Annotated in this window: 20 protein-coding genes; 4 read left to right on the top strand and 16 right to left on the bottom strand. The window is 74.3% G+C overall.

The genetic code is table 11. The annotated features are described in order from the left end of the window. Positions 1 to 3: 3 nt before the first annotated feature. The 8 genes from bcsN to BKE41_RS24570 all read right to left on the bottom strand — a co-directional run bounded on the left by bcsN (position 4) and on the right by BKE41_RS24570 (position 13,448). Complete coding sequence (gene bcsN / locus BKE41_RS31765) at positions 4 to 984, bottom strand: cellulose biosynthesis protein BcsN (RefSeq protein WP_071000211.1); 981 nt, start codon at positions 982 to 984, stop codon at positions 4 to 6. Further along, the gene (locus BKE41_RS24540; RefSeq protein WP_071000212.1) at positions 981 to 2,849 is read right to left on the bottom strand and encodes a hypothetical protein; all 1,869 of its coding nucleotides are present in this window, start codon (positions 2,847 to 2,849) and stop codon (positions 981 to 983) included. Before BKE41_RS24540 ends, bcsN begins: the two co-directional genes overlap by 4 nt. Further along, positions 2,834 to 3,937: a glycosyl hydrolase family 8 gene (locus BKE41_RS24545; protein WP_071000213.1), complete on the bottom strand. Its 1,104-nt coding sequence runs from the start codon at positions 3,935 to 3,937 to the stop codon at positions 2,834 to 2,836. The genes BKE41_RS24540 and BKE41_RS24545 overlap by 16 nt, the downstream gene beginning before the upstream one ends. Further along, complete coding sequence (locus tag BKE41_RS24550; RefSeq protein WP_071000214.1) at positions 3,934 to 6,234, bottom strand: cellulose biosynthesis cyclic di-GMP-binding regulatory protein BcsB; 2,301 nt, start codon at positions 6,232 to 6,234, stop codon at positions 3,934 to 3,936. The genes BKE41_RS24545 and BKE41_RS24550 overlap by 4 nt, the downstream gene beginning before the upstream one ends. Positions 6,235 to 6,241: 7 nt before the next feature. Further along, the gene (gene bcsA, locus BKE41_RS24555) at positions 6,242 to 8,941 is read right to left on the bottom strand and encodes a UDP-forming cellulose synthase catalytic subunit (RefSeq protein ID WP_245295982.1); all 2,700 of its coding nucleotides are present in this window, start codon (positions 8,939 to 8,941) and stop codon (positions 6,242 to 6,244) included. A gap of 116 nt (positions 8,942 to 9,057) precedes the next feature. After that, on the bottom strand, positions 9,058 to 9,801 hold the full coding sequence (gene bcsS, locus BKE41_RS24560; RefSeq protein WP_012321711.1) for a cellulose biosynthesis protein BcsS: 744 nt from the start codon (positions 9,799 to 9,801) through the stop codon (positions 9,058 to 9,060). 231 nt (positions 9,802 to 10,032) lie between these two features. Then, positions 10,033 to 10,704, bottom strand: coding sequence for a response regulator transcription factor (locus BKE41_RS24565; protein WP_012321712.1), 672 nt, complete (start codon positions 10,702 to 10,704; stop codon positions 10,033 to 10,035). Continuing rightward, positions 10,704 to 13,448 (bottom strand): ATP-binding protein, encoded by a 2,745-nt coding sequence (locus BKE41_RS24570; RefSeq protein ID WP_071000216.1) that lies wholly within the window; start codon positions 13,446 to 13,448, stop codon positions 10,704 to 10,706. The genes BKE41_RS24565 and BKE41_RS24570 overlap by 1 nt, the downstream gene beginning before the upstream one ends. 158 nt (positions 13,449 to 13,606) lie before the next feature. On the opposite strand from BKE41_RS24570, the gene BKE41_RS24575 reads away from it, so the two are divergent. Further along, positions 13,607 to 13,918, top strand: coding sequence for a PilZ domain-containing protein (locus BKE41_RS24575; protein ID WP_012321714.1), 312 nt, complete (start codon positions 13,607 to 13,609; stop codon positions 13,916 to 13,918). An 8-nt stretch (positions 13,919 to 13,926) separates the two neighbouring features. Here BKE41_RS24575 and BKE41_RS24580 read toward each other — a convergent pair whose 3' ends face one another. Beyond that, positions 13,927 to 14,442 (bottom strand): hypothetical protein, encoded by a 516-nt coding sequence (locus tag BKE41_RS24580; protein WP_024828571.1) that lies wholly within the window; start codon positions 14,440 to 14,442, stop codon positions 13,927 to 13,929. A gap of 741 nt (positions 14,443 to 15,183) precedes the next feature. Here BKE41_RS24580 and BKE41_RS24585 point away from each other — a divergent pair. After that, complete coding sequence (locus BKE41_RS24585; RefSeq protein ID WP_071000217.1) at positions 15,184 to 16,140, top strand: antibiotic biosynthesis monooxygenase; 957 nt, start codon at positions 15,184 to 15,186, stop codon at positions 16,138 to 16,140. A 71-nt stretch (positions 16,141 to 16,211) separates the two neighbouring features. Continuing rightward, positions 16,212 to 17,327: a hypothetical protein gene (locus tag BKE41_RS24590; RefSeq protein ID WP_029361171.1), complete on the top strand. Its 1,116-nt coding sequence runs from the start codon at positions 16,212 to 16,214 to the stop codon at positions 17,325 to 17,327. 36 nt (positions 17,328 to 17,363) lie between these two features. Here the strand turns inward: BKE41_RS24590 and glnT are convergent, their stop codons facing one another. From glnT to BKE41_RS24625, 7 genes are all read right to left on the bottom strand, one after another. Beyond that, positions 17,364 to 18,662: a type III glutamate--ammonia ligase gene (gene glnT, locus BKE41_RS24595; protein ID WP_071000218.1), complete on the bottom strand. Its 1,299-nt coding sequence runs from the start codon at positions 18,660 to 18,662 to the stop codon at positions 17,364 to 17,366. Between the two features lie 155 nt (positions 18,663 to 18,817). After that, positions 18,818 to 20,146 carry an FMN-binding glutamate synthase family protein gene (locus BKE41_RS24600; protein ID WP_012321719.1) on the bottom strand — a complete coding sequence of 443 codons (1,329 nt, stop codon included), beginning with the start codon at positions 20,144 to 20,146 and terminating at the stop codon, positions 18,818 to 18,820. Beyond that, positions 20,146 to 20,835 carry a protein glxC gene (locus tag BKE41_RS24605; RefSeq protein WP_012321720.1) on the bottom strand — a complete coding sequence of 230 codons (690 nt, stop codon included), beginning with the start codon at positions 20,833 to 20,835 and terminating at the stop codon, positions 20,146 to 20,148. The genes BKE41_RS24600 and BKE41_RS24605 overlap by 1 nt, the downstream gene beginning before the upstream one ends. Beyond that, positions 20,835 to 21,728 (bottom strand): glutamine amidotransferase family protein, encoded by an 894-nt coding sequence (locus BKE41_RS24610; RefSeq protein ID WP_012321721.1) that lies wholly within the window; start codon positions 21,726 to 21,728, stop codon positions 20,835 to 20,837. Before BKE41_RS24610 ends, BKE41_RS24605 begins: the two co-directional genes overlap by 1 nt. A gap of 138 nt (positions 21,729 to 21,866) precedes the next feature. Then, the gene (locus tag BKE41_RS24615) at positions 21,867 to 22,472 is read right to left on the bottom strand and encodes an XRE family transcriptional regulator (protein ID WP_012321722.1); all 606 of its coding nucleotides are present in this window, start codon (positions 22,470 to 22,472) and stop codon (positions 21,867 to 21,869) included. A 147-nt stretch (positions 22,473 to 22,619) separates the two neighbouring features. Continuing rightward, on the bottom strand, positions 22,620 to 22,985 hold the full coding sequence (locus tag BKE41_RS24620) for a response regulator (RefSeq protein WP_024828568.1): 366 nt from the start codon (positions 22,983 to 22,985) through the stop codon (positions 22,620 to 22,622). Between the two features lie 35 nt (positions 22,986 to 23,020). Then, positions 23,021 to 23,302 (bottom strand): STAS domain-containing protein, encoded by a 282-nt coding sequence (locus BKE41_RS24625; protein ID WP_012321724.1) that lies wholly within the window; start codon positions 23,300 to 23,302, stop codon positions 23,021 to 23,023. 319 nt (positions 23,303 to 23,621) lie between these two features. On the opposite strand from BKE41_RS24625, the gene BKE41_RS24630 reads away from it, so the two are divergent. Continuing rightward, positions 23,622 to 24,905, top strand: a complete 1,284-nt coding sequence (locus BKE41_RS24630) for a methyl-accepting chemotaxis protein (RefSeq protein ID WP_024828567.1) — start codon at positions 23,622 to 23,624, stop codon at positions 24,903 to 24,905. The last annotated feature ends 260 nt before the right edge of the window (positions 24,906 to 25,165 follow it).

The following is a 25,165-nucleotide window of genomic DNA, read 5'->3' on the forward strand; positions in this document are numbered from 1 at the left end:
TCCTCACGGGCGGATCCCGGTCCGGGCGACCGGGCCGCGGAGCGCCTCGGGTGGCAGGTCGGCGCCGCTCGCCTCGGCCTGGATGGAGGGCGGTGCGCCGATCGAGGCCTGCCGCAGCGCGGCCGGACCCGCGTCCTGGGGCCCGCGCCCGCCGTCCGGCGCCTCGGCGACGCCCAGGTAGCGCCGGCCCGGCGGCGGGGCGGTCGCGGCGACCGCGGCCCGGGCGACCGGGGCGGGATCCCGCGCCGCGGCCGGAATACGGCCCGCGGTGCGGGGCCGCGCCGCGGGGACGGGCCGCGCCGCCGACGGGCCCGCGACGGGCGTTCCCGCGTGGCGTGGCACGAGCGTGATCTGCGTGATCGCGGCGGCCATCGCCTCGAGGGTGATGTCGTCGCGGCAGAGCCGGATCCGCAGGGACACCGGGCCGGATCGCCCGGAGGCCGGGTCGAGATCGGGGGCGGCGGCGATCCACTGCCAGGCGTAGAGGCAGCGGGCGCCCCCCGCCGCCCGGCCGACCGCGAGTCCGTAGGGCCCGTAGGCGTTGGCGGCGGGCCGGGTCACGACCTGCATCGCCGTTCCGGGGAAGGCCGCGGCGAGCTCGGCGCGGATGCCGGTCTCGGTCGGCCGGCCGCCGGCGGGGCTCGCCTCCCCGGCCGCGCTGCCGCGGGGCATGCGCAGCAGGATGCCGTTCTCGCCCCCCGCGCCGCGGGGCGCGGGGCTCAGCGACACGGCCTGCTCGAAGGCGTCGGCGCCGTCGTGCTCCCGCAGTCGCACCGGCCGGCCCGCCCAGTCCGGCAGGACGGCCATCGGCGTGGCGGGACGGCCGGGATCGGCCGAGGCCGGCAGCCGCCCGTCCGCGATCGCGTCCAGGCTGGCGTAGCGCGGGGTTCCGGCGACGGAGCGCGCCGCGTCCCGGGCCGTGCAGGCGCCGAGGAGGAGGGCGGTCAGCGCCAGGGCGCGGAGGGGGCGGACAGGGAACGTCACGGCGTCGTCTCTCGCACGGTCTGGTTACGCATCGCTTGCCGCGCGCCGAGGGCGCCCGTGGTCGCCGGCGCCTCCCGGTCCGCGGGGCCGCCCGGCTCCGTTCCGGCCCGCGCGGCCTGCTCTTCGGCCCAGAGGGTCCCCCGCGGCGCCGGGCTGTCGGCGGCGCTCGGCTGGCTCGCCTGCTCGCCGCCGTTCCAGGCCGGCAGGAGCGCGAAGCCGTAGCGCTCGTAGGGCATCGGCCCGACGCCCGGCACGCGGCGGGCGACCGTGGGCGCGCGGCCGCGCGGCCGCGCCGACCAGCGCGCCTCGGTGACCGGGCTCCCGGTCGGCGCGGCGCGCAGGTCGTTCTCCATGAGCACCGCCACCGGGAAGTCGCTGCGCCGGATCGCCGGCGGCGCCGGCGTCCGGCCGGCGGCGATCTCGTCGGGCGGCGGCACGCGGCCGCGCGCGGCCGGGCCGGTGACCGCGGCGAGTTCGAGATAGCCGGCGCTCGCCGCGGGCTCGGCCCTGGCGGTCCGGGACTCCGGCGCCTCGCAGGGCATCGGCCGGGCCGCGGCGCTCTGGAACAGCAGGTCGACCACCCGCGGGAACAGCCCGTCGTAGCGGTTCACGACCTCCAGGAAGGTGCGCTCCTGGCGCGTCCGGCGCAGCGACAGGGCGTAGCCGTAGACCGTCGCCTCCTTGGGGTACCAAGCCACGGCGCGCCGGAACCAGCCCAGGGCCGTGTCGAACTGGCAGCGGTTGTAGGCGTACCAGCCGAGGGCCTGCGCGCCCTCGCCCGAGGCCGTCGCCAGGGTGACCTCGGCGTAGCGCCTGAGCCGTTCCGGCTCGATGGCGGGCGGGTCCGCCCGGGTCAGATCCGTCTCCAGCAGGTCGATGAACAGGAGGCTGTTGTTCACGAGCGGCGCCCGCCACGCGTAGGCGACGTCCTCCGCGTCGCGCCGCCGGCCGAGGAGACGGAGGGTGTGGGCGAGGCCGTGCGCCACCATGGCGTCGCCGCCCCGCGCGACGGCGCGCTTGAACCACGCGAGGGCCGTCGGCAGGTCGCGCCGCTTGAACGCCAGCCACGCGACGAGGGCGGCCTGGTCGGGATCGTGCGCGGCCTCCGCGTAGGCCTCGAACGCCGCGAGGTCGTGGGCCGAGACCGCTTGCCCGGCCTCGTCGTGGAGCACGGCGCCGATCCGGCCGCGGATGAGGTCGACGCGGATCGCGTCCAGGTCCCGGGCCTCGCCGAGGGCGGCCAGCCGGTCGACATCGGCCATCGGCAGGATCTGCATCGCCCGCAGCAGGCTGACCCGCCGCTCCTCGGGCCCGAACCGGCCGCCGGTGAGCGCGCCGCGCAGCAGGTCGTAGGCCTTCTCGGGCCGCTCGGTCCGGCCGTAGGCCTCGGCGACGGCCCAGACCACCTCGGCGTCGGCCGCGGCGATGTCGGCGGCGCGGCCGGCGGCGAGGGTCGCGAGGTCGGGCCAGCGGCCCGCCCTGGCGAGGGACAGGCAGGATTCGCGCAGCGCGCGCGCGGACAGGGCGGACTGCAGCGCCGGGGAGGGCGTCCAACCCGGCTCGGCCCGGGCGCGGGCGGCGAGCGCGGCGGCGAGATCGGCGTCGCGGCCGGCGCCGAGCAGGTCCCAGAGGCCGTCCTCGTCCTCGCCGCCGGCGCGCGCGGTCCAGAGATCGGCCGGCGGCTGCCAGCCGGGATGGCGCCGCCGCAGCCGCTCCGTCTCGGCCTCCACCCGCGCGCGCTGGTGCTGGCTCGCGTAGTAGCGCAGGGCGGTCTCGTCCGGCCTGGCGGCGGGCCCGGCGGTCGCGCCGGCGGCGGCGGCCGGAGCGGCGGCCAGCAGGGCGGCGAGGATCAGCGCGGTGCGCATGCCGGGTACCGCGCGTTCAGGGCCGCCAGGGCCAGCAGCTGCAGGGTAACGGGGTAGTAGTTCTCGCTCTCGGCGCGGACGCGCGTCAGGGCCGCCGGGAACGGCGCACCGCGGCTCGCGCAGGCGGCCAGCGCCGGGATGGCGGCGTAGCCGGTCTCGGTCAGCCGCGCGGCGACCCGTCCGGTCCCGGTCTCGACCAGCGCCAGCCCGGCCTCGGGCTTCTGCCACAGGGCGAGGAACGGCGCGTAGAGATCCGGCTCGGTGATGCCCGCCATGGCGAGGTAGAGCGGGATCCGCAGCGCGTTGTAGCCGAACTCCGCCGGGAACCCGTCGGCGGGGCGGGGCGCGGCCCCGGACAGCGAGATCCACTCCACGGGCAGCCGCTGCGACCCGAAGCGGGCGGCCGCGATCAGCCGGCGCCCGCTGCGCGCGAGCGCCCGCCAGTCGAACTCGGGCGCGAGCAGGCCGACCCGGTCGAGGGCCGGGAAGACCCAGTAGGAGAGGTTCACCACCGGGCCGTCCGCCCGATCCTCGGCCGAGAACCCCGCCACCGCCGGCAGGATCAGCGGACCCTGCGGCGCGCGCGGCAGGAGCAGCTTGCGCCCGAGCTCGACGGCGATCCGGCGGCCGGCGACCTGATGCTCGGGCTCGTGCCACGCCTCGGCGGCCTCGGTGAGCGCCCAGGCGACGAGCAGGTCGCCGTCCGAGGCGTCGTTCATGTCGGCCACGGCGGGGCGCTTGTCCGGCTCCCACCGCCACGCGATCAGCTGGTCGTCGCGGACCATCAGGTTCGCCCGGGTCCAGGTCCAGATCCGCTCGAAGGCCTCGCGGTCGCCCGCCGCCACCGCGAGCAGCATCCCGTAGCCCTGGCCCTCGCTGTGGCTGATGCCGCCGTTGGCGGTGTCGACCACGCGGCCCTGCTCGCTGACGAACCGGGCCTTGTAGGCCCGCCACGCCTCGGCGTTCCGGAGGGTGCCGGCGAGGGGCGGGGCCGAGGCCGTCGCGGCGAGCGCCGGGCGGGCAGCCAGGAGGGTCAGGACGCAGAGGCCGGCGAGGCCGCGCAGGAGGACGCTTATCAGGACGCTCATTCCGGTCTCCGACCGAGGTTGCGCACGAGCAGGTGGGTCGAGCCGGCGAGGCCGCCGGCCAGGAGCAGGCCGGCGAGGCCGAAGAGGCCGGCGTGGAGCGAGAGCCAGCCCGCCGCGACGCGGCGGAGGTTGCCCGGGGCCGGGGCCAGGGTCGCCACGTAGCGGGGCTCGGCCGCCGCCTCGACCGCCACGCCGCCGTCGACGGACGAGAGCGCGGCGAGACGCCCCGCGGGCCGCGTCCAGACCCGCGGATGGACGAGGCAGGCCACCGCCTCGCGCAGGCCCGCCGAACTCGGCGCCGTCACCAGGGTCACCAGATCGTCCGGGGCGGGCCCGGTCACGCCCTGGGCCAGGAGAGCGGCGGCATCCGTCAGGACGGGGGCGGGCGGCCGCGCGCCGGACCGCGTCGCGGCCTCGGCCACGGCGTCGGGCGCGGGGCGCACCAGGGCGCTGCAGGCGGCGAGGCCGTCGGTCCGCAGCACGCGCCGCCGCAGCGCCGGCCCGCTCTCGCGCGCCGGCACGGCGTCCCGCCCGGCCCAGGCGTCGAACACGGCCCGGGGATCGAGGCCGGCGGCGGCCAGCACGGTGCCGTCGAGGGCCGGGGCGGGCGAGACCACCACGGCCGGCCCGGAGATCCCGGCCCGGCCGGCCGCGAACGCGAAGGGCAGCACCCGCCCGGCGGCGAGGCCGAGCCGCGCCGCGAGGGTCGCGGCCGCCGCCATCGTGTCCCGATCGGGATTGGGCACCACGAGGGTCGGGCGCCGGCCGGCCGTCGCGTACGGGAAGGCCTCGGCGACGGTCTCGGCGAGCTCGGGCTGGCGGCCGATCCGCGCGAGCGGCGGGAGGGTCAGGCGGCTCGTGGCGGCCAGGAACAGCCGCTCGGTCGGCACCGCCGCCTCGTCCGGGCAGGCCCGGTCGTCCCCGCGCGGCAGCTCCGCGCGGACCGCGATCCGGTTCTGGCCGGGCCGGAGCAGCCGCAGCGGGAGGACCACCGCGCGCCGGGTCATCGCCTCGCCGCCCGGCCGGCCCAGCGGCGTGCTCGCCGCGGTGGCGCCGTTGATCGCCACGACGATCTGGGCGCCGGGGGCGAGACCGGCCGGATAGGCGGCGTCGAGGTCGAGGATCAGCTTGTCGTAATCGGCCGGCATGAAATCGTGCGGCAGCGCGAGGTCGAAGGCGATCCGGTGGGTGCGGGCGGCGACGTGGGCGTCCGGGATGCCGAGATCCGCGAAGGTCAGGGTCTCGCCCCCGGAGACCGGGCGGCCGCCCGCATCGGCCAGGGCCCGGCGGCCCTGCGGCGTCCCCGGCCGGTCGGCGCGCGCGAGATCCTCGAGCTGCCCCAGGGCCGCGGTCACGTCGGCGTCCTCCGGCCCGGTGACGACCAGGACCGGGCGACGCTCCGCGTTCCGCGGCAGCAGGGCGAGGCGCGGCCCGGTCACGGGGCCGAGCGGCGCCAGATCCAGGCTCGCGGCCAGTTCGGAGACGCGCCCGACCGCGAGCGCCAGCCCGTCGCCGGCCTCGACGGCCGGCGCGAACTCCGCCGCGGGCTGCCGGAAGCCCCCGAGGAGAACCGCGGCCTGCAGGGCGGCGAGCGCCCGCTCCACGGCGCGCGGGCTGAGCTTCCCGCCGGTCTGGAGCAGCCGGATCGGCACCGCTCCGTCGGGGCCGCCGCCGATCGCCGCCAGATCGGCCGGCGCCTGCGGGCCGTCCGTGACCGCGAGGAGGCCGGTCGTCTCGGGGTCGATCTGCGTCCACAGCTCGTAGGTCGCCGGGACCGCGCAGTCGACGCGGTGGCGCTGCGCCACGGCGATGTCGATCCGGTTGAAGCCCCGGGCCAGCGTCCCCGCGGGCAGGTCGAAGGCGAGGCTGCGGAGACCGCGGCTGCCGTCGATCGCGCCGCTGCCGAGGGCGGCGCCGTTGACGCTGAGCGTCAGCCGCGCGGTGTCGGGCAGGATCGAGACCGCGGCCATGTAGCCGACCTGGAAGCGCCCGCCCGCCCGCGCCTCGGCCTCGGTGGCGTAGAAGGCGAAGCTCAGGCGGCCGTTCTCGCCCCAGAGCCGCATGGGTTCGGCGATCGACGGCAGCCGCCGGAGGGTCGGACCGCGCTCGGCGACGACCGGGTCCGCCGCGCCGGCCGCGGTCGGGGGCGGCGCGGCGGGCGCGGCGACCGGCGCCCGCTCGGGCGACGGCAGCGTCAGGACCGGGGCCGCCCCGACCCCCGAGAAGGTCTGGGCCGAGGCGCCGGCGGCGCAGGTCAGGAGGCCGGCCGCGAGGACCGGGCGAAGGCCGTGACGCATCGGGACCTCAGGCGGCGGAGCGGATGGCGGCGGGATCGGCGGGCGCGCGGACGAGCGCGCGGAAGTCGGGGCCGCGGACGATGTCGGCGGCGCGGGCCGGCTCGGGGCGCTCGGCGCCGGCGAGGGCGAAGATCCCCGCGAGCCAGGCGGCCGGGTCGAGGCGCGGCTCGGGAGCGTCCGTGCCGGATGCCGCGGCGGGGGGCTCGGCCGCGGCGAGCCTGGCGACCGCCTGCCTCCACGCCGCTTCCGTCAGCGGCATCGCGACGGAGACGTCCGGCTCGGCCGCCGGGAGCGGGGTCGGCGCCGGCGCGGGCGCGGGCGCGGGCGCGGGCACGGGCACGGGCACGGGCTTGGCCGGCGCCGGCTCGGCGGTCGCCGGGGCGCCGACCGGAGCGGTCACCGCGACGGGCGCCGGCACCGCCGGGGCGGCGGCCGCGGCAGCCCGCTCGGCGACGGGCACGTCGACGACCGGCAGGGGGATCGACGCCGCCTGCGGGATCTCCGCGGGGGCCGCCGGCGCCGGGACGATCGCGGCCGGGACTTCCGGAGCGGCCGCCGGAGCGGCGCCGCGGTCCCGGAGCGCGTAGGTGACGGCCCGGACCGGCTCGGTGATGCCCCAGGCCAGGAAGCGGAGGCTTCCGGAGAGCAGGTCCTTCGGCCGGCGCCGGCCCGACAGGAACGCCTGCAGGGCGGAGACGTCGCCGTAGATCAGCTCGGCCAGCCCGCGGAACAGCGGGGCGCCGGCTTCCGCAGGCGCGACTTCCCACGCGACCTCCCAGGTGTCGCCCGACAGGCCGGCGCGCGGGCGGAAGGCGAGAACGGCGCCGGACCCCTCGGCGAGGACGATCCGGCCCGGGCTCCCGGCCTCGGCCGCGGCCGGCCAGGTCGACCCGTCGCAGCGGCGCAGGCGGCAGCCCTCGGCGGAGGCGCGCTCCACCACGACCTCGAACACGGCGCCGCCGACCGACGCGACGGCGCGCCGGTTCACCGGCAGGCTGTGGCTGCGCTCGGTCTGACGGCGCTCGGCCACGACGCCGAGGGCCGCGCCCGCGATGACGAGGTTGAACAGGCACCAGAGCCCGACGACCAGCATCAGGCTGGTGACGCCCGGCTCGTAGAGGTAGCGCCACGCGGCCGTCGCGCAGCCCGCCGCCAGCGCCCCGAAGATCGCGAAGAACGGCCACGCCAGCCCCGACAGGTGGTCGCGGTCGAGCCCGAGGCCCTTGTTGGTGACGGTGAAGCTCGGCTTGCGGGGCGACAGCACCACCGAGACGATGGAGCGGGCGAGGTAGACCCCCTGCACGTACTCGTAGAGTTCGGAGACCCACGGCCAGCGCACGTGGCCGTAGAGGTAGTTCTGCATCATCATGTTGGCGACCACGTAGGTCGCCGTGTAGACCAGCGCCTCGTCGATCGAGGAGACGAAGATCTTCACGTCGAAGAAGATGTGCAGCAGCGGCGCGAGCATGAAGATCAGGCGCGGCAGCGGGAAGAACCAGAAGGTCATGCTCGACAGGTAGCAGAGCCTCTGGATCGGCTTCAGGCCGCGCTTGAACAGCGGATTCTTCAGGAGCATGATCTGGAACATGCCCTGGCACCAGCGCGCCCGCTGGCCGATGAAGTCGGCGAAGGTCTCGGGCTGGAGGCCGGCGATCAGCGGCCGGTCGACGTAGGCGCTGGTCCAGCCGCGGGCGTGCAGCTCGAAGGCGGTCTCGCAATCCTCCGTGATCGTGACGCCCGAGAACCCGCCGACCGCGTCGAGGGCGCTCCGCCGGAGGAGCGCGGCCGAGCCGCAGAAGAACGAGCCGTTCCACTTGTCGAGGCCGGCCTGCGTGACCCCGTAGAACATCTCGTTCTCGGACGGCATCCGGGTGAAGGTCCGCAGGTTCCGCTCGATCGGGTCCGGGTTGATGAAGACGTGCGGGGTCTGCACCAGGAACAGCTTCGGGTCGCGGGCGAACAGGCCCACGGTCTCCCGCAGGAACGGCCGGAACGGCGCGTGGTCGGCGTCGAGCACCAGAACGAGGTCGGCGCGGGCCTGGGTCAGGCCGTTGTTGAGGTTGCCGGCCTTGGCGTGCGCGTTGCGCGCCCGGGTCAGGTAGCGGACGCCCAGCCCGGCGCAGAGCGCCTGCAGCGCGGCGCGGCGGGCCCGCGCCGCGCCGGCCCTGGCGGGGTCCGGGTCGGCGCATTTCTGGTCCGTGCCGCCGTCGTCCAGCAGCCAGACGGTGGCGCGGCCGGCCGGGTAGTCGAGGTTGCGCGCCGCCGCCAGCGTGAGGCCCAGGATCTCGGCGGATTCGTTGTAGGACGGAATGAAGATGTCGACGGTGGGAAGGTCCGCCTCGGGCAGGACCGGCGCGGCGCCGCGGGCCAGCGGCGCGACGTTGATGATCAGGCTGACCGTGAGGATCAGCACGCAGTAGAGTTCCGCCAGCGCCAGCACGACGCCGAGCCCGAAGCTGACGGGATCGTCGAGGGTCGGCAGCGTGCCGGTCACCCGCCAGTAGGCGTAACGGATGACCACGGCCGTGCCGAGCGCCAGGAAGGCCATCCGGGCGAGGCCCCGGCGGGGGAACAGCAGCCAGAGCGCGAGCATCCCGGCTCCGGCGGCGGCGCAGAGCACGCCCTGGGCCGTCAGGCCCACCGGCTGCGTCAGGAAGCCGAGGGCGAGGGCGGCGCAGAGCGCCCAGGTCGCCCACAGGAGGGCCATCAGGAGGCGCGGGCGCGCCGCCGGGGCGGCCGGGATGGCGCCCGTGATGGCGCCCGGGATGGCGGTTGGAAGGGCCTGGGCGGGCGCCGGGCCGCCGAGGGGCGTCGCGCGGGCCATCAGAAGCCCGTCCGCATGTCGAGGGCGGTGTAGAGGCCGCCCTTGCGCACGTGGTCGTGGACGTAGCCGGCCGAGAGGCCGAGCTGCACCGCGCCGATCTGCATGCCGCTCAGATGCGCGCCGACCCGCCACTGCCGGTAGTAGTCGTCCCCGAGGGCGGCGAATTCCGGCCCGACATAGCCGCCCGCCAGCGCCGCGATGCCGAAGCGGACGCGGCCGTAATAGGCGTTGAACGCGGTGCTGTAGGTGCCGGTCGCGTGGAACATCGTGAAGGCGGTCGGCCGGGCGTAGTAGTCGAGCGCCGTCTTCAGGCCGACGCCCGTGCGGGCCACCGTCTCGGTCAGCCCGGATTGCGCGACCTCGTCGCGGCGCACGGCCAGGCCCACGAAGCCGCTGAGCACGCTGTCCGGGCCGACGAGGGCGTAGCCGGCCATCGCGGCGAGGTCGGCCTGCTGGCCGACGGCGCGGGGGGCGCCGGGGCTCTCGGCCCGGTACGATCCGATCAGCCCGTCGACCCGCACGCGGACGCCGCTGGTGAGCAGGTCGCCCGCCGGAGCGGCCGTCACGGTGGCGCTGGCGAACTGCGACCCCTGCGAGGCGATCGCGGCCGAGGTGTCGACGGCGACGATCCAGGCATCCGGGCCGGCCGGCGTCTCGGCCCCGGTATACCAGTCGGCGGCCCGGGCCGCGGGGCATCCCGCCGCGGCCAGGGCCGCGGCCCACCCGATGAGGCTGCGATGCATGTCGATACGCTACGTGACTTGCGGGACACCGACAGAATCCGGCCTCTATCCCTAACCACCCCTTTCCGCGACGCGGACAATACAGAGCGAAGAAGGACTAGGCCGCTATTAGGCGGTTTCCTCGCAGTCGATCCAGTAGACGCCGCAAGATCTCGCCGGGACCGCGCAGCACCCGCAGGCATTCCTCCGCGGCCCGGCGATGCCCACAGGCTGTGGACGGGCCGGCCGGGACTAGGCCGGCCGGCCTAGTCCGGCGAGGATCCGCGGGCCGGTGGCCGCCGCGGCCGCCCGGTTGGCGACGCCGAGGGTGCGCAGGAGGGCGGCGACGTGCACCTTCACGGTGCCCTCGCCGAGATCGAGTTCCCGGGCGATCTCCTTGTTGGAGCGCCCGGCCACGATGCGTTCGAGCACCTCCCGCTGCCGGCGGGTCAGCGACACCTCGCCGACCGGCGGCGCGGCCGCGCTGGGCGGCGGGTCCGCCATGAAGGGCGGCACGTAGATCGCGCCGTCGAGGATCGCCGAGACCGCCCGCAGCACTTCCGCGGTCCCGAGGGTCTTGGGCACGTAGCCGTGGCTGCCGGCGGCCAGCGCCGTCAGCACGTCGGCCCGGGCGGTGGAGGCCGAGACGATGGCGGCCTTGACCGCCGGGTAGCATTCCCGCACCGCCGCCACGGAGCCCGCGCCCGCCATGCCGGGCATCTGCAGGTCGAACAGCGCCAGGGCGGTCTCGGGCGTCCCCGAGAGGGCGGCCAGCGCCTCGTCCAGGCTCGCCGTCTCGATCACCCGCGCGAAGCCGAGCTGCCGGGACAGCAGCGACGCCATGGCGAGGCGGAAGAACTCGTCGTCGTCGGCCAGGATCGCGACGCGGCCCTCGGCGCCGGCGCCCGGTCGGGTCGTCGTCATCACCGCGCTCCCGAGGCGGTCCGGAGGGACGCGGGGCCGCCGGAGAGCAGCGTCCGGGTCTCCGCGACGGCCGCCACGGCGAGGTCGCGGGCGCGGGCGAGCAGCGCGTCGAAGGTCACGTCGTCGCCGGCCTGTTCCAGGGCCGCGCAGGCCCGGCTGAGCGGCATGAAGCCGAGGAGACCGCTCGCGGCCGCGAGCGCGTGCGCCTCGGCGCGCAGCGTCGCGCGCCCGGCCGCCGTGCCGGCGGTTCCGGGATCCGGGGCCGCGAACGCCTCTCGGGCCCGGCTCTGGAACTGTCCGAGGAGCCGCGCCAGCGTGTCCGGGGCGATCAGCGCCATGTTGTCCGCGTAGCGGGCGCGGTCGAGGGTCGGCTCGTCTTCCGGGGCCGCATCGGCGGATTCGCCGGCCGGTTCGCCGGCGGGGTCGCCGAGCCACCGCGCCACGGCGGCGCAGAGTTCCTGGGGCTCGAACGGCTTGCCGAAATGGTCGTCCATCCCGGCCGCCCGGAACGCCTGAACCTGGTCCGGCAGGACGTTGGCGCTCATCGCCACGACGGTCACCCGCGCGGCGGGGCCCGGCAGGCAGCGGATCAGCCGCGTCGCCATCATGCCGTCGAGGCGCGGCATCTGGACGTCCATGAGCACGAGATCGTAGGGCGCCGCCTCGACGGCGCGGACCGCCCCGATACCGTCGGCCGCGACGTCGACGACGTGACCGGCGGCCCTGAGCACGGTGCAGGCCAGCTCGCGGTTGATCTCCACGTCCTCCACCAGGAGGATGCGCCCGGTGCGTCCGGGCCGCGCCGGCGCCGACCGGACGGGGGCCGCGGCGGCCGGCGCCCGCGGCAGGGTCAGGGCGAACCAGAAGGTCGAGCCGCGTCCCTCCGCGGAGACGAGACCCATCGTGCCGCCCATCAGTTCGACCAGCCGCCGGCTGATCGCCAGCCCCAGGCCGGTGCCGCCATACGCGCGGCGGATCGAGCTGTCGGCCTGCGAGAAGCGCTGGAACAGCCGCTCCTGGCGGTCCGGCGCGATCCCGATCCCGGTATCGGTCACGCTGAAGCGGATCGTGTCGCCGCGCGGACCGGCCTCTTCGTGGAACAGGTCGACGGTCACCCGGCCCCGCGGCGTGAACTTCACGGCGTTGTTGAGGAGGTTCAGCAGGATCTGCCGCAGCCGCCCGGGGTCGCACACCAGCCGGTCCGGCACCGCGGCGTCGATCTGGGCGACCAGATCGAGGCCCTTGGCGCGGGCCGGCGCCTCGACGATGCCCAGGCAGGCATCGACGAGGGGGCGCAGCGCGACCGGTTCGGGGTCGAGGTTGATCGCCCCGGCCTCGACGGACGAGAAGTCCAGGATGTCGTCCACGACGGTGCGGAGGTTCGCCCCCGCGGTCGCGGCGAGTTCCGCGTAGCGCCGGAGATCGCCGTCGAGCCGGCCGGATTCGGCCAGCAGCCCGGCGAAGCCGATCACCGCGTTGAGCGGCGTGCGGATCTCGTGGCTCATCGCCGAGAGGAACTCGGTCTTGGCCGCGTCGGCGCGCTCGGCCTCGGCGCGGGCCGCCTCGGCCGCCGCCTTGGCGGCGATCAGCGCGCGCTCGCCGTCCTTCCGGGCCGTGATGTCGAGGGTCAGGCCGACGATCCGCGCCGCGACGCCGTCGCGGTCGCGATGGGGGCGCCCGATCGCCTGGATCCAGCGGCAGCCGCCGCCCGCGTCCGGCACCCGGAACGCGACGTCGAAGGTCCTGCGCTCGGCCGCGGCCGCCCGCACCGCCCGCAGGGTCGCGGCGCGATCCGCGGGGACGACCCGCCGCATCCCCTCGGCGACGTTCACCACCGCCGGACGGTCCCCCGAGAAGCCGAGGCGGCGCGCGCTGTCGGGCGACAGGATCAGGTCGCGGCTCGCGAGGTCGAGGTCGAACAGGCCCGCGCCCGCCGCCTCCTGGGCCAGGCGCAGGAGCTCGCCCTTCTCGACCAGCGCTTCCCGGGCGCTGACGATCTCGTCGATGTCGAGGGCGGAGCCGAGCCAGCCGATCAGGTCGCTGCCCATGTGCAGGGGCCGGACCACGAACTGGTGCCAGCGGAAGCGGCCGGCCCGGTCGGCGACCCGGCCCTGGATCTCGCTCGACCGGCCCTGCACGCGGGCCTTGGCGTAGGCCCCGGCGATCCGGCCGGCGTCCTCGGGGTGGAACCGGTCCGTGCGGGCCGCGCGGGTGGTGGGGATCGGGCCGCAATAGGCCTCGAAGGCCTGGTTGACGTAGATCGTCTCGCCCGTGTCGGCCCGCTCCATCCAGACGAGCTGCGGCAGCGTGTCGACGAGGGCCCGGTAATGGTCGCGGCTCGTGCGCAGGTTCGCGTAGGTCTGCTCCGGCTCCGAGGCCGCGCGGACCGTGACGACCCGATCCGCCGTGCCGGCGATCGCGCGCACGACCAGCACCGTCGCGACCCAGCCCGGATCACCCCGCATCCGCACGAGCGCCGTGTCGGACCGGCCCGCGCCCGCGGCGTCCGCGAGGGCGCCGGCATCGTCCGGGTGGAGGGCGTCGCGCAGCGGATGCCCGACCAGGCCTTCGGCGCCCGCGCCGAGGATCGACCGGCCCCCCGCGGACGCGAAGGTCACCCGACCCGCACCGTCGAGGCGCAGGATCAGCCCGGCCGCGGCGTCGACGATCTGGCGCAGGGCCTCGGTCTCCGGACCGGGGGCGCCGGGGCGGGCGGGCTGGGCAAGGGGCAGGTCTGCGCTCATCGGCTCCGACACGGGCGGGCGCGGAACTGTGCGCGCGGGCGCAGTGTCGTGGCAGAAGGTTAACCGGCTCTTTACCTTAACCGAGAATGTATTTGTCTCTATTAGGTCGGTGTGGGTGTCTATAGTCGAGATGAAGTCGTCCTGCCCGCGAGGGCACCATGCGTGAGGCCGGCGACCGCCGCGCGGCGCCCCGCTTTCCGGTCACGCTCTCCGCTCGGGTCCGGGACGCGGGGCGCAGCTATCGGGCGGCGATCCTCGACGTCAGCGCGGGCGGCCTGCTCATGGCGATGCCCGACGCGTTCGCGGCCGCGCCCGGAACGGAGCTGGTGATCGACGCGGCGATCCTCGGGACCGTGCGCGCCCGCGTCGTGACGACCAGCGCGCGCGGGGTCCATGTCCAGGTCGACGCGGATGCGGAGGCCTACAGCCTCGCCGTGCAGCGGGTCTCGCGGATCGCGCGATCCTGGTAGCGCCGCGCTCAGGTGTTGAAGTCGAGCAGCCGGGAACTGGCGAAATCGGTGTTGCGGGCGCCGTCGCTGCCGTAGCCGATGGTCCGGCTCTGCGTCCGCTGCATCTGCTGGATGAAGGAGGCCAGCGTCTCGCTGGGGCTGAGGCGCGCGTCGCCCGACGCGGTCGGGTCCTGGGACGCGTCGGGAGTTCCGCTGGTGGCGGAACGCGCCGGTTGCGAGGCCGGTCCATCCGCCGGATCGGCGGTTGCCCCGGCCTCGGGCGCGGTGAGCAGCTGGCGGAGCACGCCGCCCTGGTCGCCGGTGATCCGGCCGGCGGTGATCTGGTTGTCGATCAGGGCGTCGATGCGGTCCCGGATCCGGGCCGGGTCGAGAGCCGGCGCCGCGGGGGCCGTCGCGGCGCTGCTCGACGCCGCCCGGGCCGCCTCGCCCGCCACGACGCCGGTCACCGGTTCGGCGTGCGGGGTGCTGCCGTCGAGAACGCGCGGCGTCAGGGACGTGCTGAGCCCGGCGGGCGGTCCTGACACGGCATTCATTGCGGCACGCACACACCCCAGAGGCCCTACGACAGCCCCCGGGTATGGTCGGTTAGTGTTAAGGCTGCCTTACGGGGCGCCGGCCCGTCCGGCCGGGGCTGCCCGGCCAAGGGTGCCCGACAAGGCTGCCCGGCCAAGGCTGCCCGGCCAGGGCTACCCGGCCAAGCTATCCGGTGAGGACCGTCCGGCCGGGCCCTCGGCGGCGCGCGTCGGGGAACGAACGTCTCCAGCCCGCCTCTTTTTTGTTGTCGCTCCGTCCCAGCGTGGCGGGCGCCGGGCCGGGCTGGAGCCGAAAAATTTCGGCGTTCCAGGACCCGCGCGCGCGAGATAAATATCGTCGAAGACTTTCGGCTAAAAAGACGAGTGCTGTAGAGAACGTATCGTATTTACAAATAATATATTTGTCTTCCGTGTTGAGGTCTTGACTTCGGCAGAGGCTTGTCTGCTGATGCAGGCTTGCAGGGCAGTGCCGCCAGTCAAGTGGTGAACGCTGGATGCAAGATCAATTCTCGGTTGTTTCTCCTCGTGTTTCGCGGAGCGGCAGGTCCCCGCGAGTCTGTCGCCGTCCCGGTGTCTTGGCCCACGAACCCGTCGCCCGGTCCGCCGGAGGTGGAGCCCGTCGGGACCGTCCCGGACCCGCCGGGCGGTGACCAGAGGCGGGGCCGAGGGCCGTCCGCCTCTCCGCACGAACGCGCGCGTGCAGACAGCCGTGCAACGGAAGCGCGTAGGGTCATGAGCGGTGCCACAACGTCCGTCAGCATCGTGACGCAGACGACCATCCGGCCGGAGAGCGCGGACGCCTTCGCCCGATGGCAGACTGACACCAGTGCCGTCGTGGCGGCCTTTCCCGGCTTCATCGAGCAGCAGCTGATCCCGCCGCGCCCGCCGCTGCAGGTGGACTGGGTGATCGTGCAGCGGTTCCACAGCCTGGAGCAGGCCAAGGCCTGGCTGGCCTCCCCCGAGCGGCAGGCCCGCATCCAGGGCGCCACGCCGATGCTCGTCGGCCGCGACGACGTCCACATCGTCAAGGACGACGCCAGCGCGGCCCGGACCTCGCCGGTCAGCGCGGTGATCAGCACCCGCGTGAAGCCCGGCATGGAGGCGGCCTACCTCCGTTGGGAGCAGAAGATCGCGGCCGCGCAGTCGCGGGCGCCCGGCATGCAGGGCTACCGGTTCGAGCCGGCCGTGCCGGGGGTGCAGGAGGACTACGTCGCGATCCTGCGCTTCGACAGCGAGGCGAACCTGCGCACCTGGATGGACTCGCCGGAGCGGCAGGCGCTGGTCGCCGAGGCGGTGCCGATGACCGCGGAATTCCACACCCGGACGGTGCAGAGCGGCTTCGAGCAGTGGTTCCGCAACGTCGCGCCGCCCGGCGGGGTGGCGCCCGCGGCGTGGAAGATGAACATGATCGTCGTGCTGACGCTCTACCCGACCGTGTTCCTGTGGGGCGTCCTGGTCGGCACGCCGATCCTCGCCGGGCTGCTGAAGGTGGATTTCCCGGTCGCCCTGTTCATCGGCAACGTGTTCAGCGTGCTGCTCACCTCCCTGATGGTGCCCTGGACGGCCCGGCGGCTGGACTGGTGGCTGACGCCGGATCCGGCGCGGCGGACCCGGGTCAACCTGCAGGGCGCCGCGCTGCTGACCGCCGCCTACGCGGTCATGATCCTCGTGTTCTGGAAGCTGTTGTGACCGGCGTCGCGCCGGGGCGGTCGCGGTCCGCGGGGCGCCGTTCAGAGGACGGGCCAGGGGAGGCGCGCGCGATGCTCCGGTCGGTGTCCCGGGTGAGCCCGCTCTCGGCTGCGGGGCTGCTGATCCTGGCCTGCGGGACCGGGCTGGCCGGTCCGGCCCGCGCCGAGCCCGAGCCGGCCCCGGCCACCGCCTCAGCCGCGGCGCCGACGCCGGCCGCGGCCCGCACGAGGCGCCAGGAGGCCGGCGTTCCCGTCGCGGCCGCCACCGTGATGGCGGCGCCGCCGCCGTCCGTCTTCGCCTTCTCCGACACTGTGGTGAGCTACCGCTTCCAGGGGCCCTCCGCGGAGCCCGGCCTCCGGGTCCAGCGTCCCGACGGCCAGTTCGTGGGGCGCGAGGTCCCCAAGAACGTGATCAACCTGTTCCACGCCAATTCGTGGGCCTACGGGACGAACCTGCTCTCCCTCGACATCCTCCGGTCCGGATCCCAGGACCCGGCGGGCAATCGGGTCGGCAGGTTCGAGGGCGTCGGCGCCACCGAGTTCTACCTGATCTACCGGGGCGTCCTGAGCCTCAACCAGGTCTTCGACACGCAGGCCCTCGCCGTTCCCGGTATCGTCAAGGATATCGGCCTGTCGTTCGGGGCCGACGTCAACACCAAGGACACGACCTTCGATTCCGAGAAGCGCGCCGGCACCTTCGGGTTGAGCTTCGCCTTCGACGTGCCGGCCGGGTTCGTGAACCTGAAGGTCCAGGGCTACAAGGAATTCTCCCGCAACGGCCTGGCGGGGAACGGTCCCGTACCGGGCAATTCCGGGCGCGATGCCGTACCGGGCTTCGACTACGCGCACTTCCGCAGCGTCGAGTTCAAGATGACGCCGGAATTCGAGATCACCTACACGATCCCGCTGCCGTTCACTGGGCTGCCGCTGTCGCTGGCCGGCTTCAACACGATCGTCCTGCCCAAGGGCCGCTACGGCACGATCAACCAGTACGACACGCAGCTGGAATTCGTCTCGCAGACCAACCTCGTGCTCGATGTCGGGCAGCTGCTCGCCGACACGCCCAACCGGGTCGAGGTCTTCGCCGGCTTCCAGTACTGGCACAACAAGTTCGGCGGCGACCCGCGGCGCACCCTCAACACCGAGGAGAAGGCGCTGATCGCCGGGGTGGCCTACCACCTGAAATGAGACGGCCGGTCGCGGCGCGGGCCGTTCCGCGCGGCTTCAGCAATCCAAGGTCGTGTCCCGCTCCCACTGGGTGAGGTGCTGGCAGTAGGCGTTCCACTCCTCGTTCTTCAGCTTGAGATAGCTCGGCACGAAGGGGCCCAGGGCCTCGCCGAGGATCGCGCTGCCCGACAGGGCGCGCAGGGCGTCCAGCATGTTGAGGGGCAGCCGCTTCAGGCCCTCGACCGTGTGGCCGTCGGTGTACATGTTGATGTCGAGGCGCGGGCCCGGATCCCGGTGGTTGCGGATCCCGTCGAGGCCGGCCGCCAGGATCGCCGCCTGGAGCAGGTACGGGTTGACGGCCCCGTCGGCGAGGCGGAACTCGAACCGCCCCGGCCCGGGGATGCGGATCATGTGGGTGCGGTTGTTGCCCGAGTAGGTCACCGTGTTGGGCGCCCAGGTCGCCCCCGAATTGGTCCGGGGCGCGTTGATCCGCTTGTAGGAGTTGACGCAGGGGTTGGTGATCGCCGCCAGCGCGTCGGCCGAGTGGATCAGGCCGCCGATGAAGTGGTAGCCCGTCGGCGACAGGCCGGTCGGGTCGGACGGGTCGGCGAAGACGTTCCGCCCGTCCCGCCAGAGGGAGACGTGGGCGTGGCAGCCCGAGCCGGTCAGCTCCGCGAACGGCTTGGGCATGAAGGTCGCGCGCAGGCCGTGCTTCTCGGCGATCGAGCGGGTCATGTACTTGAAGAAGGCGTGGCGATCGGCGGTGACCAAGGCGTCGTCGTAGTCCCAGTTCATCTCGAACTGGCCCTTCGCGTCCTCGTGGTCGTTCTGGTAGGGGTTCCAGCCGAGGGCGAGCATCGCGTCGCAGATCTCGCTGATCACGTCGTAGCGCCGCATCAGCGCCGACTGGTCGTAGCAGGGCTTCGTCTGCCGGTCGGACATGTCGGCGGGCTCGGCGCCGTCGGCGGTGATCAGGAAGAACTCGCACTCGACGCCGGTCTTCATCGCGAGGCCAAGATCCGCCGCCTCGGCGATCAGGCGCTTCAGCAGGTTGCGGGGCGCCTGCTCGACGGGGCGCTCGTCCATGACGAGGTCGGCCGGCAGCCAGCCGACCTCGGGGCGCCAGGGCAGCTGGATCAGCGCGTCCGCGTCGGGGATCGCGAGGAGGTCGGAATCGGCCGGGCTCATGTCGAGCCAGGTGGCGAAGCCCGCGAACCCCGCGCCGTTCCGACAGGTGCTGGCGATCGCCGCGGCCGGGACCAGCTTGGCCCGCTGGGTCCCGAACAGGTCGGTGTACGAGACGAGGAAGTACTTGATGCCGCGCTCCTTGGCGGCGGTCTCGAGATCGAGCGACATCGCGTGCACCCTCACTAGGGCCGACGAGGGCCGGAACGGGGGAGGGGTCGCCCGGCGGCGGCCCCGGTCTCTCGGAGCGCGGTCGTCAGAGCGCGGCGCTCATGGTCCCGCGCTCACGGCCCGGCGCTCATGGCCCGGCGCTCATGGCCCGGCGCTCACAGCCCGGCCTTGCCGGGGATCCAGTCGGTCCCGGCGAGGGGGACCTGGGCCATGGCCGCGGCCTCGATCGTCAGGGCGACGAGGTCCTCGGGCTCCAGGTTGTGGAGGTGACTCTTGCCGCAGGCGCGGGCGATGGTCTGCGCCTCCAGGGTCATGACGGCGAGGAAGTTGGCGAGGCGCCGGCCGCCGAGCACGGGGTCGAGCCGCCGGGCGAGTTCCGGATCCTGCGTGGTGATGCCCGCCGGGTCCTTGCCCTCGTGCCAGTCGTCGTAGGCGCCCGCCGTGGTGCCGAGCGCCGCGTACTCGGCCTCCCAGCGGGGATCGTTGTCGCCGAGCGCGATCAGCGCCGCGGTGCCGATCGCCACCGCGTCGGCGCCGAGCGCCAGCACCTTGGCGACGTCGGCGCCGGAGCGGATGCCGCCGGAGACCACGAGCTGGACCTTCCGGTGCAGGCCGAGGTCCTGGAGGGCCTGCACGGCGGGCCGGATCGCCGCCAGGGTCGGGATGCCGACATGCTCGATGAACACGTCCTGCGTGGCCGCGGTGCCGCCCTGCATGCCGTCCAGCACGACGACGTCGGCGCCGGACTTCGCCGCGAGGGCGGTGTCGTAGTAGGGGCGGCTCGCCCCGACCTTCACGTAGATCGGCTTCTCCCAGTCGGTGATCTCGCGCAACTCCTCGAGCTTGATCGCGAGGTCGTCCGGACCGGTCCAGTCCGGGTGGCGGCAGGCCGAGCGCTGGTCGATGCCCGGCGGCAGGCAGCGCATCCCGGCGACTCGCTCGGTGATCTTCTGCCCGAGCAGCATGCCGCCGCCGCCGGGCTTGGCGCCCTGGCCGATCACCACCTCGATGGCGTCGGCCCGGCGCAGGTCGTCCGGGTTCATGCCGTAGCGGGAGGGCAGGTACTGGTAGACCAGCGTCTGCGAGTGGCCCCGCTCCTCCGGGGTCATGCCGCCGTCGCCCGTGGTGGTCGAGGTCCCGGCGAGGCTCGCGCCCCGGCCGAGGGCCTCCTTGGCGTTGGCCGAGAGGGAGCCGAAGCTCATGCCGGCGATGGTCACCGGGGTCTTCAGGCGGATCGGCTTCGCGGCGAAGCGGTCGCCCAGCACCACCTCGGTGCCGCACCGCTCGCGGTAGCCCTCCAGCGGGTAGCGGCTGATCGAGGCGCCGAGGAACAGCAGGTCGTCGAGATGCGGGAGCGCGCGCTTCGCGCCGGCGCCGCGGATGTCGTAGATGCCGGTCGCGGCCGCCCGGCGGATCTCCGCCATGACCTCGGGGGTGAAGGTCGCCGAGGTGCGCGGGACCGTGCGCGGGGGCGTCTCGGCCATCAGTAGGCTCCGGCGTTGTCGACGTGGAAGTGGTAGAGGCTGCGTGCGGACCCGTAGCGGCGGAACTCGCCCGGATCGACCTCGCCCGCGAGGCCCGCGGCCGCGAGCTTGGCGAAGAGCTGTTCCCGGTGCGCGTCGCCCATCGGCTTCTCGACGCAGTCGGCGCCCAGGCTCGTCACCGCGCCGCGGACATAGAGCCGGGCCTCGTAGAGCGAATCCCCCAGCGCCTCGCCGGCATCGCCCAGCACCGTCAGTGTTCCGGCCTGGGCCATGAAGGCCGACATGTGGCCGATCGACCCCTTCACGAGGATGTCGACCCCCTTCATCGAGATGCCGCAGCGCGCCCCGGCATTGCCGTCGATCAGGAGCAGGCCGCCCTGGGCGGTGGCCCCGGCCGCCTGGCTGGCGTCGCCGCGCACGTGGACGACGCCCGACATCATGTTCTCGGCGACGCCGACCCCGGCATTGCCGCCGATGACGACGGTGGCCCGCTTGTTCATGCCGGCGCAGTAGTAGCCGGCGTTGCCCTCGATCTCGACGTGGACCGGGGCGTCGAGGCCCGCCGCGATGGCGTGCCGTCCGTCCGGGTTCACGACCGTCCAGCGGGTCTCGTTCGTGTCGGGACGCAGGGCGTGGAGGGCGCGGTTCAGGGCGCGCAGCGGCTCGGCGCGCAGGTCGACGGTCGGCATCAGTGGCGCTCCCAGGCGTAGACCTTGGCGGGCTCCGGCTCGAAGACCCGGGCGGCCTCGATGCCGGGCAGGCCCACGAGGGCGCGGTACTCGGAGCCGAAGGCCACGTAGGCGTCCGTCTCGGCCATGACGGCGGGCTTGCAGGCGATCGGGTCGCGCAGGACCGCGAAGCCCGTCCGGGTGCCGACCACGAAGGTGAAGAACCCATCGAGATCGGTCAGGCTCGCCTGCAGGGCCTCCTCGAGGGAGGCGCCGGCGCGCATCCGCCAGCTCAGGTAGCCGGCGGCGACCTCGGTGTCGTTGCTGGTGGCGAAGTGCACGCCCTCCCGGCGCAGCCGCCGGCGCAGGTCGTTGTGGTTGGACAGGGAGCCGTTATGGACGAGGCACTCGTCGAGCCCCGTCGAGAACGGGTGCGCCCCGTTCGTGGTCACGGCGCTCTCGGTCGCCATCCGGGTGTGGCCGATGCCGTGGCTGCCCGCCATGCCGGCGAGGTCGAAGCGGTCCGCCACCGCGGCGGGCAGGCCGACCTCCTTGTAGATCTCCATCCGCCGGCCCGCGGAGACGACGTCGATCTCCGGCGCGTGGTCCGCGAGCCAGGCGCGGACCGCGTCCGCCGCCGCCGCGTCCACGCTCAGCACCGTGTGGGTATCCCGCGCGCGCGCCGCGCAGTCCTGGCCCGTCTCGGCCTCGAGCCGGGTCACGACGGCGGCCAGCGCCCGCGCATCCGCCCCGCGCAAGGTGAGCTTCACCCCGGCGGCGGCGTCGCCGTAGACGGCGAAGCCGGCGCTGTCGGGGCCGCGATCGGTCATCGTCCCCAACATCGTGGACAGCAGCGCGCCGAGCTGCGGTTCCAGGCTCGGAGTCTTCAGGAATAGTCCGACGATCCCGCACATGACGCTGCGAACTCCGTGCCGCCTGCCGGCATACGGCTCGCACGGCGTCCCGGATTCGTCAACTGAGGATCACGAAAATTTCCTGCCGAGAAATTAGCCACCGGCTGCGGCGAGGTCGGGCAGGCGGGCGCGCCGCGTTCACTGCCGGGGATAGGCGATGATCGACAGGTAGGTCATCGGCCGCTTGATCAGCGCCTGCGGCCCGTGCAGCGCCTCGGCGTCGAACAGGAGCGCGTCGCCCGGCTTGAGGTGGTAATCCTGCCCGGCGTGGCGGTAGCTCACCTCGCCGCTCAGCATGTAGATGAACTCGATGCCCGCGTGGCGGAAGCCGGTATAGACCTCGGCATCCTCCTCCAGGGTGATGAGGTAGGGCTCGAGCACGGTCTCGCCGCGGATGCCGGCGCCGAGCAGTTCGTAGATGTGCCCGACCTTCGTGCCGCGCCGCTCGATGACGACCCCGGTGCCCTTCTTCACGTAGGAGCAGTCGCGGCTCTCCTCGAAGGCGGCGAAGAGGGTGGTGATCGGCACGTTGAGCGCCTTCGCCACCGCGTTGACCGTGGCGAGCGACGGCGAGATCTGCCCGTTCTCGATCTTCGAGACCATGCCGGGCGAGATGCCGGCCGCCGCGCTGAGATCGGCGACTGAGAGTTCCCGCTCGCGGCGCAGGGCGCGGACCTGGTGCCCGAGGGCCCGTTCCAGGCTCTTGCCGTCCTCGGTCGGCGCGTTCGAACCGGTATTCAGCATGGAAGGCCCGCGAACTGGAAGACCCCGCGGCCGGAGGCGTCCCGGCCGGTCGATCCAGGTCCATAGCCGATTGCACCGCGTTCCGCAGGCCCGCCGCGCGGGGCGGGGCGGGGCGGGGCGGGGCGCGGCCGTCCCGGCCGCGCGGCCTCAGGCGCGGACGAGCTTGCCCACGACGGCGAGCAGCTGCTCGGGCTTGAACGGCTTGGTGATCCAGCCGGTCGCCCCGGCCGCCTTCGCCTGCTGCTTGATCCCCTCGTCGGATTCCGTGCTCAGGAAGAGGATCGGCACGCCCGTGCAGCTCGGCAGAGTCCGCAGCTGCTTGATCATCTCCAGCCCGTTCATCACCGGCATGTTGAGATCGGTGATGACGAGGTTGACGCTCTCGCTCCGGGCCTTCGCGAGGCCTTCGGCGCCGTCGCCGGCCTCGATCACCGTGTGGCCGGCCGGGCCGAGCACCACCTTGATCATCTGCCGGATGCTGGGCGAGTCGTCGACGGCGAGGACAGTGGCCATGACACGTATTCCGTTCTTGCGCCTGGAGCGCGCGCCTAGAGGACCGGCGCGCTGGGGAGTGCGATCGCGGCGCGCCGGAACGCGCTCTCCACCGCTGGAGGGACGTTGACCAGCGCGACGCCGGCGCCGCGCCGCCGCGCCGCCTTGTCGGCCGCGAGTACGATCTGGACGAAGGTGATGTCCGCGCGCTCGACCGCCGCGCAGTCGAGGGTGAGGTGCGCCGCGCCGGCGAGCGCCGCCGCCAGCGTGTCCTGCAGCGACCGGACGGTCCGGATGGTGCAGTCGGGAGCGAGCGTGAGGGCGGGAGCCTCGGACATGCGGGTTCGTGATCTCGACGACAGACTTGCGGGGCGACGCGCCGCCCCGTTCGAGTCAACACCGTGGCGGGTAAATTCTTCCTGAAGGTTCGGCCAATCGAGGGCGGCTGACGCGGGGGCGGGTCCAGCACAGGACGGAGGTCTGCCCTGCATTGAATAGTCTTCCTGATTTAATACTGCGATCTGCGTCTCCCGTTGCAGCCTTCGGCCGACCGATAACGCTTTCTTTAACGGCGATCCTTAGCCTCGGGCGGGCACCGACCGTCGGATTGCCGCTTGACCCGCGCGCATCGGTCGACGCCGAGAGATCCGCCCGCCGATGTCCTTCCAAGCCGCCCACGACATTCTCAGGCAGGTCCCGGGCCGGTTTCGCCGGCCCCAGATGCGTTCCGAGCTGCGGCCCGATGGCCGGGGGGATGGCCGGGTCGAAGACCGGCCCGGATCGGGCGCGGCGCCCGGCGCCGCGATCCCGCCGGCCCCGCCCGCGGAGGCGGCCGCGTCATCCATCGAGTCCGAGCCCGCGCCGCCGCACGTCGCGATGCCGGCCGAGCCGGCACCCGCCGCGGGGGCGGCCGACCTGCTCCAGGCCTGGCTCGGCCTCTCGGCGCAGCAGCGGGCGCTGCTCGACGCCCTCGTCGCCGAGCTCGGGATCGTCTCCACCGACGTGGAGGCCAACGTCCACGGCCTGTCCAACCGCTTCCAGAACATCGCCGCCTCGACCTGCGAGCAGTCGGAGATCGTCCGGGGGCTCGTCGCCTCGGTTCAGACCGTCCAGATCGACGACAAGACCCTGCAGCTCGGCGACGTCGCCGCCGGCCTCGGCGAGACGCTCACCGCGCTGATCGAGCGGATCACCCTGATGTCGTCCCGCGGCTCGACCCTCGCCCAGGGGCTCACGGGGGTGCTCGAGGGCCTGACGTCGGTCGAGGGCAGCGTCGCGCAGATCGAGCGGATCAACCGCCAGACCAACCTCCTCGCCCTGAACGCCAAGATCGAGGCGGCCCGGGCCGGCGCCAGCGGCGCGGCCTTCGCGGTGGTCGCCGACGAGGTGCGCGGCCTCGCCACGACCATCAACGCCCTGTCGGACGTGATCAAGCAGCAGATCGGCACCATGGCGGCCGGCCTGCGCAGCAGCCACGCCCTGCTGGGCGACATCGCGGCGATCGACATGTCCGAGGAGAGCCGGACCGCCGAGACGCGCGTCCGCATGGTGATGCGGGCGCTGGTCGAGCAGAACGCGCAGGTCGCGGGCATCCTGCAGCAGACCGCCGAGACCACGCAGGCCATCACGCAGGATGTGTCGGCGGCGATCGTGGCGATGCAGTTCCAGGACCGGGCCAAGCAGCGCATCCAGAACGTCGAGGGCCTGCTGCGCTCGGCCGGAGCGGAACTCGGCCGGCTCTCCGCCGACAGCGCGGACCGCGTCGCGGCGCCGGGTGCGGCGGCCGACCCGGCCTGGATCGAGGCGGCGATCGGGAGCTGCACGCTGGGTGAGGTTCGGGCGCGCCTGACGGAGCGCCTGCTCGGCGGTGCCCCGGCCACCGCGAAGCCGGCCGCCGACGCTGCGGCCGCCGACGATCTGGACGGCATCGACCTGTTCTAGGCGCCGGCGCGCCGCGCAGCCGCGGTCCGGGCGCGGCCCGCTCCGGCCCGGCCGGCGGTCGCATCGCGGCCGGGCCTGCCCGCGCCGGTTAGGCCGCGACCGGCCCCGGTCCGACGACCGCTCCCGATCCGATCTCCTCGCCGCCTCCCGCACGGGGCTGTCGCGGCCCGCATCCGCGCGGCTGCGCGTCGACGCGCTGTGCCGGGCTCATCCGCGTGCCGGAGGCCGCGCGCCCGCGATCCTGTGATCCGTGGCTCACG

The sequence above is a fragment of the Methylobacterium sp. C1 genome, from assembly GCF_001854385.1.
In the GTDB taxonomy this organism is placed as follows: domain Bacteria; phylum Pseudomonadota; class Alphaproteobacteria; order Rhizobiales; family Beijerinckiaceae; genus Methylobacterium; species Methylobacterium radiotolerans.

Bases quoted from the DNA above. Each gene is read 5' to 3' on its own strand.
- BKE41_RS24605 (WP_012321720.1), bottom strand. From the start codon at position 20,835: ATGCCGACCGTCGACCTGCGCGCCGAGCCGCTGCGCGCCCTGAACCGC.
- BKE41_RS24615 (WP_012321722.1), bottom strand. From the start codon at position 22,472: ATGCTGAATACCGGTTCGAACGCGCCGACCGAGGACGGCAAGAGCCTG.
- glnT (WP_071000218.1), bottom strand. From the start codon at position 18,662: ATGTCGCTCGATCTCGAGACCGCCGCCAAGGAGCGCGGCATCAAGTAC.
- BKE41_RS24550 (WP_071000214.1), bottom strand. From the start codon at position 6,234: ATGCGTCACGGCCTTCGCCCGGTCCTCGCGGCCGGCCTCCTGACCTGC.
- BKE41_RS24630 (WP_024828567.1), top strand. From the start codon at position 23,622: ATGTCCTTCCAAGCCGCCCACGACATTCTCAGGCAGGTCCCGGGCCGG.
- BKE41_RS24540 (WP_071000212.1), bottom strand. From the start codon at position 2,849: ATGCGCACCGCGCTGATCCTCGCCGCCCTGCTGGCCGCCGCTCCGGCC.
- BKE41_RS24575 (WP_012321714.1), top strand. From the start codon at position 13,607: ATGCGTGAGGCCGGCGACCGCCGCGCGGCGCCCCGCTTTCCGGTCACG.
- BKE41_RS24585 (WP_071000217.1), top strand. From the start codon at position 15,184: ATGAGCGGTGCCACAACGTCCGTCAGCATCGTGACGCAGACGACCATC.
- bcsS (WP_012321711.1), bottom strand. From the start codon at position 9,801: ATGCATCGCAGCCTCATCGGGTGGGCCGCGGCCCTGGCCGCGGCGGGA.
- BKE41_RS24610 (WP_012321721.1), bottom strand. From the start codon at position 21,728: ATGTGCGGGATCGTCGGACTATTCCTGAAGACTCCGAGCCTGGAACCG.
- BKE41_RS24620 (WP_024828568.1), bottom strand. From the start codon at position 22,985: ATGGCCACTGTCCTCGCCGTCGACGACTCGCCCAGCATCCGGCAGATG.
- bcsA (WP_245295982.1), bottom strand. From the start codon at position 8,941: ATGGCCCTCCTGTGGGCGACCTGGGCGCTCTGCGCCGCCCTCGCCCTC.
- BKE41_RS24565 (WP_012321712.1), bottom strand. From the start codon at position 10,704: ATGACGACGACCCGACCGGGCGCCGGCGCCGAGGGCCGCGTCGCGATC.
- BKE41_RS24600 (WP_012321719.1), bottom strand. From the start codon at position 20,146: ATGGCCGAGACGCCCCCGCGCACGGTCCCGCGCACCTCGGCGACCTTC.
- BKE41_RS24590 (WP_029361171.1), top strand. From the start codon at position 16,212: ATGCTCCGGTCGGTGTCCCGGGTGAGCCCGCTCTCGGCTGCGGGGCTG.
- BKE41_RS24570 (WP_071000216.1), bottom strand. From the start codon at position 13,448: ATGAGCGCAGACCTGCCCCTTGCCCAGCCCGCCCGCCCCGGCGCCCCC.
- BKE41_RS24545 (WP_071000213.1), bottom strand. From the start codon at position 3,937: ATGAGCGTCCTGATAAGCGTCCTCCTGCGCGGCCTCGCCGGCCTCTGC.
- BKE41_RS24625 (WP_012321724.1), bottom strand. From the start codon at position 23,302: ATGTCCGAGGCTCCCGCCCTCACGCTCGCTCCCGACTGCACCATCCGG.